The sequence below is a fragment of the Tychonema sp. LEGE 07196 genome, from assembly GCF_963890365.1.
Classification (GTDB): Bacteria; Cyanobacteriota; Cyanobacteriia; order Cyanobacteriales; family Microcoleaceae; genus Microcoleus.
Genome location: NZ_CAWPRX010000050.1, coordinates 1 through 17,951, shown reverse-complemented (window position 1 = coordinate 17,951; position 17,951 = coordinate 1). Strand labels below are relative to the sequence as shown.

General features: G+C 46.0%; 14 protein-coding genes and 1 riboswitch. Of the genes, 3 read left to right on the top strand and 11 right to left on the bottom strand.

The window, feature by feature from the left end:
• On the bottom strand, nucleotides 1-2,000 hold a 2,000-nt coding region (locus AACV78_RS06750), incomplete at its 3' end, for a TIGR03960 family B12-binding radical SAM protein (protein WP_339383504.1).
• A gap of 141 nt (nucleotides 2,001-2,141) precedes the next feature.
• Entirely contained in the window at nucleotides 2,142-2,495 is a 354-nt protein-coding gene (locus AACV78_RS06745; protein ID WP_194011965.1) for an STAS domain-containing protein, read from the bottom strand.
• A gap of 383 nt (nucleotides 2,496-2,878) precedes the next feature.
• On the opposite strand from AACV78_RS06745, the gene AACV78_RS06740 reads away from it, so the two are divergent.
• The gene (locus AACV78_RS06740; protein WP_193975465.1) at nucleotides 2,879-3,073 is read left to right on the top strand and encodes a hypothetical protein; all 195 of its coding nucleotides are present in this window, start codon (nucleotides 2,879-2,881) and stop codon (nucleotides 3,071-3,073) included.
• A gap of 555 nt (nucleotides 3,074-3,628) precedes the next feature.
• On the top strand, nucleotides 3,629-3,781 hold the full coding sequence (locus AACV78_RS06735; protein WP_194011966.1) for a DNA cytosine methyltransferase: 153 nt from the start codon (nucleotides 3,629-3,631) through the stop codon (nucleotides 3,779-3,781).
• A gap of 323 nt (nucleotides 3,782-4,104) precedes the next feature.
• Here the strand turns inward: AACV78_RS06735 and AACV78_RS06730 are convergent, their stop codons facing one another.
• The 9 genes from AACV78_RS06730 to AACV78_RS06690 all read right to left on the bottom strand — a co-directional run bounded on the left by AACV78_RS06730 (nucleotide 4,105) and on the right by AACV78_RS06690 (nucleotide 15,895).
• Complete coding sequence (locus tag AACV78_RS06730; RefSeq protein ID WP_194011967.1) at nucleotides 4,105-5,094, bottom strand: FkbM family methyltransferase; 990 nt, start codon at nucleotides 5,092-5,094, stop codon at nucleotides 4,105-4,107.
• 52 nt (nucleotides 5,095-5,146) lie between these two features.
• Entirely contained in the window at nucleotides 5,147-6,520 is a 1,374-nt protein-coding gene (thiC, locus tag AACV78_RS06725) for a phosphomethylpyrimidine synthase ThiC (protein WP_194011968.1), read from the bottom strand.
• A gap of 8 nt (nucleotides 6,521-6,528) precedes the next feature.
• Nucleotides 6,529-6,625, bottom strand: a riboswitch (TPP riboswitch).
• A gap of 154 nt (nucleotides 6,626-6,779) precedes the next feature.
• Nucleotides 6,780-7,640, bottom strand: coding sequence for a Uma2 family endonuclease (locus AACV78_RS06720; RefSeq protein WP_194011969.1), 861 nt, complete (start codon nucleotides 7,638-7,640; stop codon nucleotides 6,780-6,782).
• A 119-nt stretch (nucleotides 7,641-7,759) separates the two neighbouring features.
• Nucleotides 7,760-8,320, bottom strand: a complete 561-nt coding sequence (locus tag AACV78_RS06715) for a Uma2 family endonuclease (protein ID WP_194011970.1) — start codon at nucleotides 8,318-8,320, stop codon at nucleotides 7,760-7,762.
• A gap of 79 nt (nucleotides 8,321-8,399) precedes the next feature.
• Entirely contained in the window at nucleotides 8,400-8,960 is a 561-nt protein-coding gene (locus AACV78_RS06710; RefSeq protein WP_194011971.1) for a Uma2 family endonuclease, read from the bottom strand.
• Between the two features lie 168 nt (nucleotides 8,961-9,128).
• Nucleotides 9,129-11,414, bottom strand: coding sequence for a Calx-beta domain-containing protein (locus AACV78_RS06705; protein ID WP_194011972.1), 2,286 nt, complete (start codon nucleotides 11,412-11,414; stop codon nucleotides 9,129-9,131).
• A 972-nt stretch (nucleotides 11,415-12,386) separates the two neighbouring features.
• Nucleotides 12,387-14,399 carry a tetratricopeptide repeat protein gene (locus AACV78_RS06700; protein WP_194011973.1) on the bottom strand — a complete coding sequence of 671 codons (2,013 nt, stop codon included), beginning with the start codon at nucleotides 14,397-14,399 and terminating at the stop codon, nucleotides 12,387-12,389.
• A gap of 465 nt (nucleotides 14,400-14,864) precedes the next feature.
• Nucleotides 14,865-15,005: a hypothetical protein gene (locus AACV78_RS06695; protein WP_194011974.1), complete on the bottom strand. Its 141-nt coding sequence runs from the start codon at nucleotides 15,003-15,005 to the stop codon at nucleotides 14,865-14,867.
• A gap of 17 nt (nucleotides 15,006-15,022) precedes the next feature.
• Nucleotides 15,023-15,895 (bottom strand): 6-carboxytetrahydropterin synthase, encoded by an 873-nt coding sequence (locus AACV78_RS06690; RefSeq protein WP_194011975.1) that lies wholly within the window; start codon nucleotides 15,893-15,895, stop codon nucleotides 15,023-15,025.
• Nucleotides 15,896-16,311: 416 nt separating this feature from the next.
• On the opposite strand from AACV78_RS06690, the gene AACV78_RS06685 reads away from it, so the two are divergent.
• The gene (locus AACV78_RS06685; protein ID WP_194011976.1) at nucleotides 16,312-17,808 is read left to right on the top strand and encodes a cyclic nucleotide-binding domain-containing protein; all 1,497 of its coding nucleotides are present in this window, start codon (nucleotides 16,312-16,314) and stop codon (nucleotides 17,806-17,808) included.
• Nucleotides 17,809-17,951 lie beyond the last annotated feature (143 nt).

Genomic DNA, 17,951 nt, shown 5'->3' with positions numbered 1-17,951 from the left:
GGGGGAGACTGGGAAAATATACCCTCGGACTTTTCCCTTCTCCCGGTAGCATCCGTTAAATCCGCTACAAAAGAAGCGGACGTACTTCCTTCTTCCTTCTTCCTTCTTCCTTCTTCCGACGAACTTACATCCGTTACATCCGTTACATCCGCTACAAAAGAAGCGGACGTACTTCCTTCTTCCTTCTCCCCTCTTCCTTCTTCCGACGGACTTACATCTGTTACATCCGTTACATCCGTTACATCCCGTACATTGCTCGTTGCCGAACTTCCTTCTTCCTTCTCCTCTTCCTTCTCCTCAAAAAGATTCCATTCGCCGCTTTCAACTTGGCGGTATTTCCAAGTAAGGTCAGATTCATCTATCGCCTGAGTCCAAGCTTGGTAAGCTTTATCCAAACTTTCCCACCAAGCATCCATACCAGCGCCAAGTTCCCAAGCGCGGCGGACTACAGGGCCCAAACGCCGATCGCCCCGTCCGACAAAATCCTCCATTGCCGAAAGCCGCACATCAGTATAATTCACCTTAAGATTTCTCATCGCTTTAAATTCTCCCTTCAGGAGTTTTTGCTTGCGAGAAAACTCAGCAGTCGAAACCGAGTGCCACTGAAAAGGAGTGTGAGGCTTAGGCGTAAAATTAGAAATTGTCAAATTAAAATTCAGTGGCCGCCGGCCATTCAGCCTGCATTCCCTTTGCAGCCAGCGGACTGTTTCGGCGATTCCCAGCACATCAAAATCTGTTTCTCCGGGCAAACCGATCATAAAATACAGCTTGATTTTGTCCCAACCGCGATCGACCGCAGTTTTCACGCCCCGGAGCAATTCTTCGTTTGTCAAGCCTTTGTTAATGATGTCGCGCATCCGCTGCGTACCAGCTTCCGGGGCAAAAGTCAAACCGCCTTGTCGCGTGCCGCCGAGAATGTCGGCAATATTATCGTCAAATCTGTCAACCCGCTGGCTGGGAAGAGACAGAGAAATATTTTTATCTTTCAGGCGATTTTTGATTTCCATCCCGACTGCTGGGAGTGCCAGATAGTCGGAACAACTGAGGGAAAGCAGGGAAAATTCGCTGTGCCCGGTGGCTTTCATCCCTTGTTCGATCGCCTCTACGACTTGCTGCGGTTCGACATCGCGCGCGGGGCGAGTCAGCATTCCCGGCTGACAGAAGCGACAGCCGCGGGTGCATCCCCGGCGGATTTCGACTGTCAGTCTGTCGTGTACTGTCTGCACGTAGGGCACTAGGCCGATCGAATAAGCTGGTATCGGAGTCGCGACTCGGCGCAAAATTCGATGGGGAACTTGCGGGCGGTTGGGATGAACCGAACCGTCTGCCGCCATATCGTAGAATTGCGGGACATAAACGCCGGGAATTTGCGCTAAATCCAGCAACAGCGCTTCTCGGCTCAAATTATTAGTTTTACCTTCTGCCAAAACCAAGCTGATTTCTGGAAGCAATTCTTCTCCATCTCCCAAGGCGATGAAGTCAAAAAAGTCAGCGTAGGGTTCGGGATTGGATGTTGCGGTTTGTCCGCCAGCAAAAATCAGCGGCCAATCGCCACCATTTTGAGGATTTGTCGCTCTTTCTTTCCAAGTTAGGGGAATGCCGGCAAGTTCCAGCATTTCCAGAATGTTTGTGGCTCCGAGTTCGTAGCTGAGGCTGAAGCCTAGAATATCAAATTCTGTGAGCGATCGCCTTGATTCTACTGCAAACAAGGGAGTTTTGGTCGTTAGCGCAGCCCTCGGAGAGGATCGCAGTTTTGCTGCCAAGTCTGGTGCGGGCAAATAAGCGCGATCGCACAACTGCCTCGGCAAAGCGTTCAAAATATTGTAAAGGATGATGTGTCCCAGATTGGAAGCACCAACTTCATACACTTCTGGATAAGTTAGCACCCAGCGCACGCGAGCTGCATCCCAAGGCTGGCGCGCCGCCCCCAACTCGTTACCCAGATAACGAGCAGGCTGATTGATTTCTGCTGTAAGTAATTCTTCGATTTTTACTGGCACGGCTCGACTCGCTATTATATTTGCGACTCCTAAGCAGCCTACCTTAAAATCGCCCAACACGCCAGCGACAGTCTGCTGTATTTTCGGGCATTTCACTCAATTTGTTGTGTTTTGTTGCTGCTTTTGACCTCTAGCCGGATTCTACCAGTGATTGGGGGCGCGGGAGTTGGCCGCTTCAAAACTTTCGACGCTTTCAAATATCTCAAAAACTCGATCGAGTTGACTGAGTTCCAGAACCATCCTAATCTGGGTGCAAACTGAGCAAATACTAAACCTACGCCCCATTTTTTTTGCCTGCTTTAAGCCGGAAACCAATGCTATCAAACCAGCACTATCAATAAATGTTACTGCGCCCAAATCTACGAGTACCGCCACAATTCCCTCAGTCTCAATTGCTGTTGTTACTTGCTGTCCGAATTCTACGGAGGTAGCTGCATTCAGGTGGTATAAGGGTTGAATCACTGTAATTGGTTTCGGAGCAAGAAGTGTTTGCATATTTTCAACCTATGGTTTCTGTGTATTGTCTACTATGGTGTTATCTGGTTGTCAGTCTAAATCTATTTTATACCTTGAGCCTAACTTGCTCTGAGGGAAACCGACAAGCTGTTTTCACTAATTTTACTTAATTTTTATTTATTTACTCTTATTTATGCAAAATTACGCAGGATTGGGAGAGGAAACGTAAGCTGCTATACTGTTTTTTATTGATGCTAGCAATCGCAAGTCTTGGCAACTCTAAAAATGGCGATCGACTTTGTGCTAGCTGTTAAGTTAAACCAATCAATGTAATTTAAATCACTTATTAGTGGTGATTTAGATCGCGCGCGCGATCGACTGTTAATAGTAAGATTAGAGTGTATGGAGTTCTCAGAGCTAATATGCAAGCAACTTATGCTATTCGTCATCTGGTAGAAAAAGCCCTCTACATTAAGCAGTTGACGCCTGACATTGAAAACGAAATCAACTACGAGCTCACCCGTTTGGGGTACATCTCGGATATTGATTATGAGGCTTTAGAGTTATTAATGGATGAAATGGATGCCGGCCGGGTGCAATTGGTATCTAGTCGATAGTGGGAACCGGGCGACACGGAAAAATCAAACAGCGAAACAAAATCCTGGCGTGGCGCACAATATAAGAGTGCCAAAATCATTGACTGCAGCACGGTGTTTTTCCGAGCTATCGATGGTTGGGGGGATGATTGGGGCGATCGTTCTCGAAGACTTAAATAGCACATCATAAGTCCGTATAACCCGTATTTTCTGTGCGGAAATACTTCGGATTTCTCTACTTTCAAAAAGCCCATCTTTGATTTCAGCTTTTTTGGTTATACTTAAAAAAAAAGCTTTATAAGTATAAATTTATACTATTACTTACGATAATCCGTTGCTACCAGACCAAGCTCAGCTTATCAATCTTTAAATTGTCTCCTCTCTCCTCGTTAGCAGGAAGAGCTTGGTAATGCAGATTCGGAGGCTCTACCTCCCTTACATCGCTGCTTTTGAATGGCCAAGGGCGGGCGAAACAATCCGCCCACCCGATCGAAATTAGCTTAGCGCTACAGGTTCCTTAGCAAGAAACTTCTCCAACTCAGTCAAAGCTGAGTTTTTACAGCCGGCTTAATGGCCATGAAAAAAGTCCGTTTTATTGACTTATTCTCAGGAATAGGCGGCATGAGATTAGCGTTTGAATCCGCCGCTCGTTCCTTGAATCTGGAAACGGAATGCCTCTTAAGCAGCGAAATCAATCCCGACGTTCAGTTAGTTTACCAGTACAGGTAGGCGACTAATTGACTATTGCGGTGGCAATTCGATTCATTATTGGGAACTGGGTTTGCGAGGCGAGTGCAGTTTAGACAGAATTGAGTTGATGAAGAGTTTTATATGGAAAAGGCGAAATAAAAAATTTGGTCATGACCCAGATGGCAAGCTATTAACTAAAGAGCAAATAGTTACTTTTTTTGCTCATCCCAATCTCGCTAAAATTCTGGATTCCTTGGTAACAAAAAAGTACCTGCAACGGAACATCGCAATTCTCATTTTCGGAAACTCCTTTTAATATAACCTTAAGTAAGGCGGGCCTTGCCCAGCATACTAACTACACATTATACCAATGGTGAGTAATATTTTGTTAATACTCGGTTGATTGCAGGAACAATATTTGAGGGTGCATGGTGTAGTGCTTGTTGCAGTCTAGCTCCGGCAAGGTCACGAAATCCCAAAGTGCTAATTATAGCGCCATCGCGGAGGCAAGCTTGCCAATCACTGGTTTCTTCTGAATAAGCTATTTCTTTTCGGACATAGTAAGCCTCTCCCCAAAAAAGTTGCCCTCCCTGTGCTGAAATGGGAACGATGCGCCCGTCGAAAATTTGTACGTCTTTATGTTTGAATGCTGAGGCTTCTGGTAAACTGCTATAGTGACAAAGATTTGTTAGTCGCCACAGAACGAAGCCTCGCTTACGCAGAAAAGAGTCGATATCACTGAAAAGAGGCTGACCCAAATAAATAGGGTTAAATTCTACTTCAATTTGTAAAGCGCGTATGGACTGTAAGCAATTTTCAGCCCCCTCTAAAACTCCCAATTCCGATCCTTGAGTATCAAGTTTAAGGAAGTCCACTTCATTGACACCAGTAGACGAAGCCCAGGTATCCAATGTCGTTAAATCAACCTCTGTTTCGCCAACCAATTTTGCACAAGCTAGATGAGGCATAGAGCTTGTAAGTGATGAGTCAGGTTTGTATAAAGAACTACAAGCTGGTTCAGCGGTGAGAAAAAGTGGCAGTTTCCCCTCGGATTCTCCCAATGCCTTAGCAACAAAATTCACATCAGAAGAGCCTTGATAGGTACTCTTCAATCGCTCACATTCGGCAGGATCTGGATCAAATCCTATTAAGGTGACATGAGAACCAAAAAGAGACCAAACATCAGCAAATCCCCATCTACAGCCAACATCTATAACAACTAAATTTCGCTCAAAATATTCGGCTAACGAAGCAATAATCGGAAAATTACCAGCAATTTTTGGTTTGTTTTCATTAAACATAACTGACGATGAACCTAAAAGTAATAAGTTAGCAAAAATATAAATTTGCAACAGCTTTACGATTAAGTAAGGTGGGCATTGCCCACCCTACGAATTAATCCAATTAGCTTAGCGCTACAGGTTCCTTAGCAAGAAACTTCTCCAATTCAGTCAAAGCATCAGCATCAACTTTCGTCTGCATCGGACAGAATTTAGGCCCGCACATCGAACAGAATTCGGCAGTTTTGTAGATATCCGCCGGCAAAGTTTCGTCGTGATATTCCTTTGCTCGTTCTGGATCTAATGACAGCTCAAATTGACGGTTCCAATCGAAATTGTAACGCGCTTTCGAGAGTTCGTCGTCGCGATCGCGCGCACCCGGACGGCCCCGTGCAATATCTGCAGCGTGAGCCGCAATTTTGTAAGCAATCAGCCCGTTTCTGACATCCTCAGCATTCGGCAATCCCAAGTGTTCCTTCGGTGTCACGTAGCACAGCATAGCAGTACCGTACCAACCAGCCATCGCCGCCCCAATTGCCGAAGTAATGTGGTCGTAACCTGGCGCAATATCTGTCACCAACGGCCCCAAAACATAGAAAGGTGCTTCCGAGCATTCCTCCATTTGTTTCTTGACATTAAACTCAATTTGATCCATAGGAACGTGGCCAGGGCCTTCCACCATTACCTGCACGTCATGTTCCCAAGCTTTGCGAGTTAATTGCCCCAAAGTTTTGAGTTCGGCTAATTGAGCTTCATCCGACGCATCGTGAGTGCAACCGGGGCGCAGAGAATCTCCCAAACTAAACGAAACATCGTATTTTTTGAAGATTTCAATGATGTCGTTAAAGTGAGTGTAGAGAGGATTTTGTTTGTGGTGGTGCAGCATCCACCGTGCCAAAATGCCACCGCCGCGAGAGACAATCCCAGTAATCCGATTTCTGACTAAAGGCAAATGTTCGATCAGAATTCCGGCGTGAATAGTTTGGTAATCAACACCTTGTTGAGCATGTTTGTCAATGATGTGCAGGAAGTCATTCGCCGTCAGACTTTCCATATTACCGTGCACGCTTTCTAGAGCTTGGTAAATTGGTACAGTACCGATTGGTACCGGCGAAGCATTGATGATTGTAGTGCGAATTTCATCCAAATTACCGCCGCCGGTGGACAAATCCATCACGGTATCAGCGCCGTATTTAACTGCTAGTTTAAGCTTGTCAACTTCTTCTTCCATGTTGGAAGAGTTGGGAGATGCGCCGATATTAGCATTGACTTTGCATTTAGAGGCAATGCCGATCGCCATTGGCTCCAAATTCGGGTGATTGATGTTAGCCGGAATAATCATCCGTCCCCGCGCTACTTCGGCGCGGATCAGTTCTGCTGGGAGATTTTCTCGCTTAGCAACATAATCCATTTCCTCAGTGATCACACCTTGACGGGCGTAGTGCATTTGAGATACATTGCTGTGTCCCTGACGCTTCGCGATCCATTCGGTACGCATATTCTTATTTCCTTGATAAACAGCTTCCCTCCGCTGGTATTACCCAGACTCAGGTTCTAAGGGTGTTTTCTCAGCCCGGACTTTCGGGCACCCCTAGCTAAGCTGTTGATTGTATCACCGATTTCTGGGCGCGACGGCAGCAACTAAGGAAATCTTAATATTGAGAGATAGATGAGGTTTGCGATCGCCCTTTCCCGACTTCTGATATTCCTGCTGTGAAAAAAGCGCGATCCCACCCAATTTAACAACCTAAAAACACTCAAACCTCATCAGGATTAATCCCCATTTGGCGCAATTTTTCTGCAAGGCGATCGGCGCGTTGTTTTTCTTCCTCCGCGCGAAGGCTTTCTTGTTGGGCGCGGAGGCTTTCTTGTTGGGCGCGAAGGCTTTCTTGTTGGGCGCGGAGGCTTTCTTGTTGGGCGCGGAGGCTTTCTTGTTTCGCACGTTCCTCACCTATTAACAGCAAATTTCCTTCACTATCCCACCAGCGCAACCAAGGCAAATTCATCTCATCATATTCCCCTTGCCAAATTCCCAGTTCAACTCCCAGTTGTGGAATCCGATAGCGACCGCGATCGTTTGCACTCATGCGCTGATAGCAGTTGTCTTCTAAATGATACATTTCTACCGACGCTTTTTTAACTTCATAAATCCCGTAAAAAGGTACGCGGATCGCCTGTTCGTAAACCCAAAATTTGCCAACTTTTTGTTGTTGTGATTGACCGGGATCGGGCGGTGGCGTTCTATCTCGTTCTTCCGAACCGTTTCCCGACACAAATTCCAGTACAATTAAAGGTGCAACGTATTCTTTCCACAATACATAAGAACGCCTCACCTCACCATTTAACAGCGGCGGTACATTCGGCACATAAAACCAATCTGGCGCTTCGGCACCTCGTTCGGGAGGATCAGTCAAACGCCAATAAATCCCGCAATCTTGACCGATGCGGTAGCGTCCGTCAGGGTGAAGCTGTTGCAATATTGGTCGCAGCGAATCAGTGAGAATAATGCTTTGAGGCAGTTCTTGAAAATTCTTCACAAAAGTACCGTCAGAATCTGGCAATTCAGTGTGGTCTGGGAGATGCGTGACTTCCAATTCAAATGGTTTAGCAACAGTCATAAAACTTGCGCTGATTTGAGGAGTTAAATTTATTGTATATCGAGTTTAAGTTTTTGCAAATTGGGGATGGGAAATTCGGAATATAAAAAATGTCTAAGTTTAAATCTCAAAAAATTACCCTAACCCAAAATCCCATCAATACTCACTACAAAGTCGGGAAAACCCAAGGGCGAAACCGTTTCTCCCCGCTCAAACTTTTGCACTGAAATATAGCCATTTGCCGTCGGATTGCGGTAAACTTCTAAACAATTAACCTCTAAATCCCACAACCAAACTTCCTGAATCCCAGAACGTGAATAATTAGGTACTTTCACATCGCGATCGTAATCAACTGTACTATCGGAAACCTCAACTAACAGCAATACTTCCGATGGCATTGGATGCGCTGTTTCGTAGTAATCAGCACGAGGTTGCAGCAATACCACATCTGGCTGAGGTTCGGTTTTTTCTGTCAACTGAATTGGATCTTGAACACCCAGAGTCACCCGATCTTCTGGAATGAGGCTGAAGCGCCTGGTGAGACGCTTAACCGAACTTGCGTGACGAGTACCAATTGCTGCCATTTGGATAATTTCTCCTTCTATGAGTTCTACTCGGTCATCTTCACCAAAAACACCAGCCTCATTCATCAGGTGGTATTCTTGGACTGTAAATAGCCGTCTTTGGATCTGAACAGACATAAATTTCCTCCTTTTTTCGCAGTCAATTCAAGCTGAGTTTTGTTACCAGTCATCTTCCAACTAATATTAGCTCATCCCCCTAACCGAGTATTCTATCAATACTCACTACAAAGTCGGGAAAAGCCAAGGGCGAAACCGTTTCTCCCCGCTCAAACTTTTGCACTGAAATATAGCCATTTGCCGTCGGATTGCGGTAAACTTCTAAACAATTAACCTCTAAATCCCACAACCAAACTTCCTGAATCCCAGAACGTGAATAATTAGGTACTTTCACATCGCGATCGTAATTAACCGTGCTATCTGCTACCTCTACCAACAGCAAAATATCCTCGCTATTTGGCAGCGATTCTTCGTAAAAATCAGCGCGACGTTGTACTAAAGCAATATCAGGTTGAGGCTCAGATCCCGATCCAAGGCTAATCGGATTTTGCACCCGGATAATAGCAAGTTTTCGCACCCGATCGCCAAAAAACTCTGCAAGGCGATCGGCACGGGCGGCGTGACGCCTACCAATTGCTGCCATTTGGATAATTTCTCCTTCTATGAGTTCGACTCGTTCATCTTCACCAAAAACACCACACTCATTCATCAAGTGATATTCTTGGACTGTAAATAGCCGTCTTTTTATTTCAACAGACATAACTATTCTCCTTATTTGCAGCTTCTCTAAATTTATCATAAAAAAAACCGCCCCAAACGGAGCGGAAAAAAGAGGAAAAATTTACAAAACAAACCTTAAACACAAAGGGTTTGACTGTACCAAAGAAACATATTAGTAGAGCAAGAATTGCTCGCCCTACTAACAGCCTTAGATCAGGGTGATGCTTGTTGCTGCTGTGGAACCAAAACTGTAGCCAGCAGTCGGGTTCGCAAGACCTAAACGCACAGTTCCATCATTGGTAGTAAATGCGTTGTCTTGAACCGTAAAGGTTTGACTGAGTTGGCCATCGGTGAAGGACAGGGTGCCGCCAGTTGGGCCGCCTGGAGTAAGCGCATAGTCCGTACCAAATACAGGTGCAGGCCCACTGCCGGGAGTACCCGCAAGAAGAATATAGTCAACTGATGCTGCACCTAAGCCACTTGAACGGGTAACTGTAACGGTTGTACCACCGCCCTGAGTGCCGATAGGGCCGTAATTAGACGCACTATACTCGAAGACATTGCCAGACGCACCTGCACTGCCGTCAAGAATATCTAGCCTTGCTGTTGAGGGAGTACCGACTGGGCCGTTGTTGAGAAATAGGTTAACAGTCTCAGTCATTTCAGGCACACTATCAGGATTAACAAAGATGTTGAACGTCTTGGAAGTTTCCCCAGGGCCAAAGTTTAGTACACCAGAAGCAGAGGAGTAATCAACTGCACTCCCAGTAGATAATGCAGTGCCGTCAAGAGTACCGTAGCTAATGCTTGCCGGAGCCGTACTAGGGCCGACACGATTCACCGTCACCGTAGCAAAGCCAGATGATTCCTTGGTGCTGAAAGTAGCCGCACTAAAAACAAACTCGGTTGCTGTTGCGGTTCCAGGAGTCGGAGTCGGAAAAGGAGTCGGGGTTGGAAAAGGAGTCGGAGTCGGTGTTGGAGTCGGGACAGGGGGCACATCCAGAATCGTCAAGATTGATGGATTGCTGCCCACATTACCGCCGCTGAGCACCAAATTCACCGTTTCCGGCGATTCCAGCATCATGTCGCTCAGAGCCGAAATCGTGAAACTAGCGCTATTTTGCCCCGGAGCAAAATTCAGCGAACCAGCCGCCACACTGTAATCAGGTGCAGTCCCGCTAGAAATTGCCGAACCGTCAACAGTGGCGTAGTTAATTGTTGCTGCACCAGTGCCATCGGTACGAGTAACTGTAATCGTAGCCTGGCCGCCTTCGTTGACGCTGTAACTCTGCTGGCTGAACTGGAAAATACTCGCAGGCGTTGGAGTTGTAATCGGAGTCGGAGTCGGAGCCGGGCCGGTTCCACCATCAAAAATCGTCACCGTGGCTGGATTGAGACTGCCTACATTACCGTTGTTCAGAAATACATTCACCGTCTCTGCGCCTTCGCTAATGGCATCAGCCACAGTTGGGATAGTGAAAGTCGCGCTGGTTTGTCCACCCGCAAAATTCAGCGTACCAGTGGTAGGGCTATAATCCGCAGGAGAAGAAGCTGAACCGTCAACAGTACCAAAACTAATGCTTCCAGGAGCGGAAGTATTGCCCGTGCGAATCACTGTGACTGTAGCGGCACTGCCTTCGGGAGTAGAGTAATTATTTGTGCTAAAGCTGAAGACACTTGCAGGAGTCGTTCCCGGCGTCGGTGTCGGTGCAGGAGTCGGCGTCGGTGTCGGTGTCGGGGTTGGTGTCGGGAATCCAGCCGATTGGAACCAAGCTGGGTTGGCGCTCAGTTGGGCTGCTGTCAAACCTTGGATGTTGACTAAATACTCGCCGGTGCCGGTATCGCGAATCAGGGTGTTGCCGATGCTGATGCCGTTGGAACCGGTGCCGTCGATGAACTGCAAATCGCTGAATTGCAGGCCGCCGAATAATTGGATGACATCGTTGCCGGCGACTCGGAAGTCGGTAATCGTGTCGGCATCGGAGACTCCGGGGCCGCCGGTGGTGGCTGTGGGCCTGCCGTCGCCGACTCGCCCGATCGCAAAAATGTCATTTCCACCACCGCCGCTCATGGTATCAGAACCGAGGTCGCCGTAAAGTACATCGTCGCCGAGGTCGCCTAGGATCAAGTCGTTGCCTTTCCCGCCGAACATCGTGTCATTGTCTTTGCCGCCGAACATACTGTCGTTGCCGTCGTTGCCAAAAACGCTGTCATTGCCGATGTCGCCTCTAACTAAGTCGTTGCCTTTACCACCGTAAACTTGGTCGTCGTCTTTGCCACCAAAAACGCTGTCGTTACCTTCATTGCCGTTAACAAAATCGTTGCCGGGGCCGCCGAAAAGTAGATCGTTTCCGTCTAGTGCATTGATTGCATCATTGCCGTCAAGGCCGCTGATGGTATCGTCGCTCAGTAAGTTTCCCAAGCTAATTACGCGACCGTCTGGTAAAAGGCCCGGTATCACATCGGGGCCGAGAGTTCCTGTTATATTTGCCATTTTTTTTAACTCCACAGGTTAATTTTTTTTTTGCTTTTGGTAGAAGCACCTGTAGAGATTCTTCAGGGTCAGATTGCGGTTGTTAAATTAACTGATTTGCAGAAAAAAACCGGACATTTATGTCAAAATTTAGTCTGCTGTTTGTCCCTATACGGTAATCTCTCCGTACATTTTAGGCGGTTGCGATTTCTTGCAACTGTATTCCGCTGCGATGTCCTGTTAATAATGAAGAAGGAGAATGTTCGATGAATGTTCCCGAAGTTTGCCAAAAAGTAGGATCAAAATTAATACTTGTTTGCTGCAAAAAATCTGGCGATCGCGGATTGCTATGAGTGCCAATAGCTAACCTATATATTTCTATTGATTCAACCGATTTCAGGACGATTCTTTAAAATTTATAGCAATCCTAAATCACTTGAAATAACTGGTTTATATCGTTTCCGCTTGCATCGTCAGGTGATTTAACCTTATTAGAACACAGAGTACACAGAGTCCGAGAATATATATCTGAATCATTCCGATGCTACCGGATTTGATATCATTTGGAATAGCCGGGGAAATCATGTAAGATCAAGTGCGATCGATTAGCATAACAAAAATGTTTCGTAGTGTGGACTTTAGTCCGCGACAAGATATCAGATATTACCACCGTTTATATAGAGATTATTCGGTATAATAATATCTTGAAAAATAATTGCTACATAGAACCCACCCCTTATTAAGGGGGCTTGAACTCGATCGGCAAGTATTTATTCAATTGGTAGAATTTAGGTGTATAGCGGTTCTCACAAAAGTGAGGATAGCCCGATGCCCGATGCCCGATGCCCTGCGCGGGCCGATGCCCGATGCCCTATGCCTTATACGAGAGCTTGAAAGGCTATATCAATACTTTTAAATATTGATAGAAATATCCGAAAAGTTAATCGAATTGTGGCTAGTTTTAATTGTTATTTTGCCCGTAACAAATCCTTCTCAATCCTGCTTGAATTCTGAGGCACTTGCGCCTCGATCGCGCCAAGCTTCGGCATTTTCGGGCTTGATGGCGATCGCGCGATCGTAAGCTGCCATTGCTTCCTCGTAGCGCTTTAATTCTGACAAAGCTGTACCCATTTGGTGCCAAGCATCGTAGGATTCAGGCTTAATCGCGATCGCCTTTTGGTAAGCTGCAACTGCTTCTTCTGGGCGCTGCAATTTTGCTAAGGCTTCGGCTTTACCAAACCAAGCTTCGTAACACTCGGAATTAAGCTTAATTGCTTCGGAGTAAGATGCAATTGCTTCGGAGTATTGGGAGAGTTTCTCGAAAACTGTACCTCGGTTGTGCCACGCTTCAAAATCCTGGGGTTTAATCGCAATTGCTTTGTCGTAGGATGCGATCGCATCTTGATAGCGCTGCATTTTTCCGAGCACTGCGCCTCTATTGTACCAAACTTCGTATTTGTCGGCTCGGATGGCCAAAGCGCGATCGTAAGAATCAACAGCATCAATGTAGCGGAGCAATCTCCACAGCACATTGCCTCGATTGTACCAAGTTTCGTATCTGTTGGGATTGAGGGCAAGAGCGCGATCGTAGGAATCAACTGCTGCGGCGTTTTGCTGTATTTTGCCCAGCATCGCGCCTCGATTGTGCCAGATTTCGCTGTCGGTTGTTTTGATGGCGAGGGCGCGATCGTAACTGGCGATCGCTTCTTCGTAATGCTGCAATTTACCCAACAAAGCTGCTATGCTGTGCCAGCAGGCGTATCTGTGGGACTCGCTGGCACTTGCTCGCTCGTAACAGGCGATCGCCTCTTCGTACTTCTGCAATTTTGCCAGCAAATTCGCTTTATTATACCACGCTTCCCAACAATCCGGTTTCATCGATATTGCTTGGTCGTAACAGGCGAGAGCTTCTTCATAGCGCTGCAATTTTATTAACACATTTCCGCGCCAATACCAAGCCTCATCCACATTCTTATTCATTAAAATAGCTTTTTCAAAGCAGACTACTGCCTCATCATAATTGCCTTGAAAATAAAGCCCTTCACCTTGCTTGATGTAATCATCAGCAATCATATTTGCTTCGCTAGCAGGTGCTGTTTCCGAATTTGGGGGATTGTTTAACTGCGGTTGAGGAGCGAGTTTGACAGCTTCTTTGGCAACAACTGCGGGAACTTGCGAGATTTCTTGAACAATTTGAGATTTTTTATCGTAAACTTCTGTTAGCAAAACTTGCAGGTGCATGAGAAATTGAGATTTGAGGGTCTCAATTTGCTCGACAGAAGATTTGGAAAGTTCAGTTTCTCTACTTAAAAAATCAATGGATTGTTTAGCTGCACTCAGTTGCGATTCTAATTCATCTCTCAACTTTTGAGTCAGTTGACTGGAATTGATTAGCTCTGATTCCAACACGCCGATTCCTTGCAATCTTTGATTGGCATCAGCAACCAACTGTCTGACTACCAGCCGCCGGAACATCCAAAAAAAGGCAAGTGTCGCCGGTGGAAAGATAGTACCAAGAATTAGCAAAATATTCAGCAGAGCTATGGTGTTATTAAAACCATATCCAGATTCAGCATTACTGTCACTACGCAGGGCGAGAAAATCGAAAGCGTCGCGAACTTGGGGATTGCTTTCAACTCCGGTTTCAATTAATTTAGCCAGCCAGGTTTCTTGTAAAGATTGTGTTAATTCATCGCCGGATTTAGCAGCAGTATTCGCCTTGGTTTTTACTGCTGGAGATAACTCCGGCCCGGCGGCGGCTACTAGCAAACCTGCAGGGGATTTTACCGCAATTCGCGGGGAAAATTGTTCGTGGGCGATCGTCTCCGGCGCGCTCATTGACTCCGCCGGACGGGAGGCGATATTATTTATGGCATCAACAAATTTGCTGGCCTGCGGTATCCCTCCAGAGGTGGGAGGTGCAGCAGGAGCGGCGCTGGTATTAGCTGTTACATTCTGGGATGCGAGGGCGGCCAGAGTCAAGAGAGCTACATTTGAGACTCGCATAAACGTCAACTCACCTAGGAGAAATTAGTGCTTGTTTGTCAGCGATCGACCTCAAATTCTCAGCATTTACAATAACTGAGATGAGGAATGCTGGCGATGATGCTACTATCTCCAAAATACGGGCTGTGCTTGACTTGTCAGGAAAAGTGCCAATAATGGTAGCTGTACAACTTCGGTGAAAGAATTGATTCTGGTATCCGATCCGGCTGAAATCGCCCTCGGAATCATCAACAGCCTTTTATGCACCCCTTCACCAAAATTTTAACTTCCCAACCAAAATATCCATGGAACCCATTTGAGATCTATTCTGCGTAAATCTCAGAAACCGGGTTTCTTTCTACATTTCTCGTCACCCAACCAAAAACTTGTAGAAACCCGGTTTCTCGCCCGCGTAAATCTCAGAAACCAATTGCTCTCTATATTTCTCGTCACCCAACCCAAAAACTCAAAGATGTCAAATGGGTTCTATAAACTTGTCCCGCCCCAACCAACTGCGATCGCCCGAATTGTCGGTAAATTGCCAAAAATGCGATCGTCCAATTTAATCGTTGGGGCGGCTTCACCAATCTGCACAATTAGCCGCAAATCCGGGTGAAACCGCCCCAAAAAACCGATTTTTAACTCTAAACCCCAGCTAAAACCGCTGACGGTTGTTGGCGCGCGACATCCGCTGCATCTAAATCTGCACCGAAAATTTCGCAGCTATTATTCGGACTTTCAATCAGCTTAATCTTGTGCAACTCTGCGCCCAATTCCCTCACGGGCGATCGCAACAATTGCCCGATCCGAACCGCAATATTTTCCGCCGTCGGCACAACCTTCTCAAAATAAGCAATATCCTTATTTAAAAAAGTATGATCGAACGGTTCCACAACATAATCGTCAATAGCTTTTTGCAAAGCTCCCAAATCAGCAATCATGCCAGTGCGCGGATCAATTTCTCCTTTCACAGTCACTTCTAAATGATAGTTGTGACCGTGACCGTTAGGACGAGCACATTTGCCGTAAATTTCCGAGTTTTCTTCAAAGCTCAAATCGGGACGAGCCAACCGATGGGCGGCGCTAAAATGAGTTGACAGAGTTAGATAAGCTTCCATTCCGTTTCCTAAATATTCAGCCCAAAGTTCCGGGTGTTCAAACAATTGAATTTTGCTCACAGGCAAATGAGGAGCTAGCCGCAACCAAATTTGCCGTGCTATGTTTTCGGTAGTTGGCAGAGTCTGCTCAAATTCCGGCCACGCTTCGTTAAGGTAGGAAAAATCGAGATCCTTGGTAACTTCCCGCTTGATGACGTGTTTCACATCAGACAGGTTGAGCACCATGCCGTACTCGTCGAGTTTTCCTATCATGGAAACGTAAAGAACGTAATTGTGTCCGTGTCCCGGTGCGCGGGCTGTTGGGCCAAACCGCTCAAAGTTCTCGGCTTCGCTCAACTCCGGTAGCCAGTAACGATGACTCGCCGAAAACTGTGCTCGACGATTGATGATGCACTGCATAAAAGTCAATTAGGATAAGCTTGTTAAGTTCTGTAAAGAACTGACTTCTTAAGGATAAACTAATTTTTACGGGAATTTTTCGATTACTTGAGGGTGCTTTACTTGAATTTATACCAATTTTCGAGGTATTGCCAACCAGTCGCCGCGAGAGTAGCATGGCCTATTGTGCGCCACAACACAGATATCCGGCAGAAAATGCAGAAAATACTGCTACTGCTACAAAACAGTTTCTCCTCATCCGTTGCTAACGGATGGGTTATCCCATTTTCGATTGGCCCCGCGAGGGATAGCTGCGCTGCGCGTACTTTTTGCAACAGAGGGAACTCCCCATTTATAGTTTTTCGCCTAAGCTCTGCAATAGCTAGCAGTTTCCGGTTCAGTTGCGAGCAAAACTAATTACGAATGACGAAATCTTCATGAATTGGATTACTGTACGAGCCGATCGCTTTTTTCAACATTTATCCGCTGCGATGGGCACTCCGCTATTTTATATCGGCGACACTCATCTGTCCGTTAGTGCGATCGTCAAAATAATAATCTTAGCTATATTTGCCTTCATTGTAGCTCGGATCGTCAGCGAAGGAATCAAGCGCAGCCTCCTAGTTCGGATGAGATTTGATCGTGGCAGCCGAGAATCAATTGCCACCATCATTAGCTATATTTTAGCAACTCTCGGCTGTATTTTCGTTCTGCAAGCTGCCGGCATCAACCTCACTTCTCTCACCGTCTTAGCTGGCGTAGTGGGCATTGGTTTCGGCTTCGGGTTGCAAAATCTTGCCAGCAATTTTATTAGCGGTATCACCCTGCTATTCGAGCAGCAAATTAGAGTCGGAGACTTTATTGAAATTGACCGCCTATTAGGAACAGTAGAAAATATTTCTATCCGCTCCACAATCATTAAAACAATTGATGGACTATTTGTAATTATCCCAAACATCAGGTTTGTTGAAACTAACATTATTAACTGGAGTTACAGAGACCCAAAATGCCGCCTTCACATCCCCGTCGGCGTGGCTTACGGCACTGACCCAGTAATAGTTACCGAAGCGCTATTAGTGGCGGCGCGGATGGCATCGAATGTCTTGTCCCATCCTTCTCCTAAAGTATGGTTTAGCGGTTTTGGAGACAATGCTTTAAATTTTGAACTTTTAGTTTGGATTGACCAGCCACAGGAAAGCGATGCCATTATAAGTGCAATCAATTTTTTAATAGATTACGAATTGCGCCACCGACATATCGAAATTCCCTTTCCCCAGCACGATTTATGGCTACGAAATCCCCACGAGTTAACTCAAGCTTTTCACCACAACAAAGACGATAATTCCAATGGAAAAGTTGTTCCGCACAATACTAAAAATTCAGCCGAACTCAAATCTAATTCCAGTATCTCTGAACATATCACCCCTGGTAAAGCACCTAATAATTGGACTCTGCGAGACTTGTTGCGGCGAGTTACTTATTTTGAACAGTGTACGGATTTAGAACTGCGACAGTTAATTGAATATGGCTACCGACAAATGTTTCCAGCGGGACAGATTGTCTGTAAAGAAAATGCCCCTGGCGATTCTTTTTATATTATTCTTTCCGGGGCTGTAGAAGTTCTTTCTCAAAAAACAGATCAGTATATTGCGACGCTTCACGAGGGCGAGTTTTTTGGGGAAATTTCTTTGCTGTTGGGAACTCCGAGAACGGCGACTGTTAAAACTAGCGAAGATTCAATTTTGTTTGTGGTAGAACGCCACGACTTGCAAAAACTTTTAATTGAACAGCCGAATTTAGCAGATCAGATTGCTCAAAAATTGTCGGAACGCCAGCAAGCTTTGAGAGATTTGGGATTGTTATATGGTGATTCTCTAGAACAAGCTCCTTTTATTAAAATCAGAAAACGAATTCAAGTTCTTTTTGGGATTTAGTCATTAGTCATTGGTCATTGGTCATTGGTCATTGGTCATTGGTCATTGGTCATTGGTCATTGGTCATTGGTCATTGGTCATTGGTCATTGGTCAATTCTCTCCCTCTCCCATTCTCCCATTCTCCCCCTCTCCCATTCTCCCC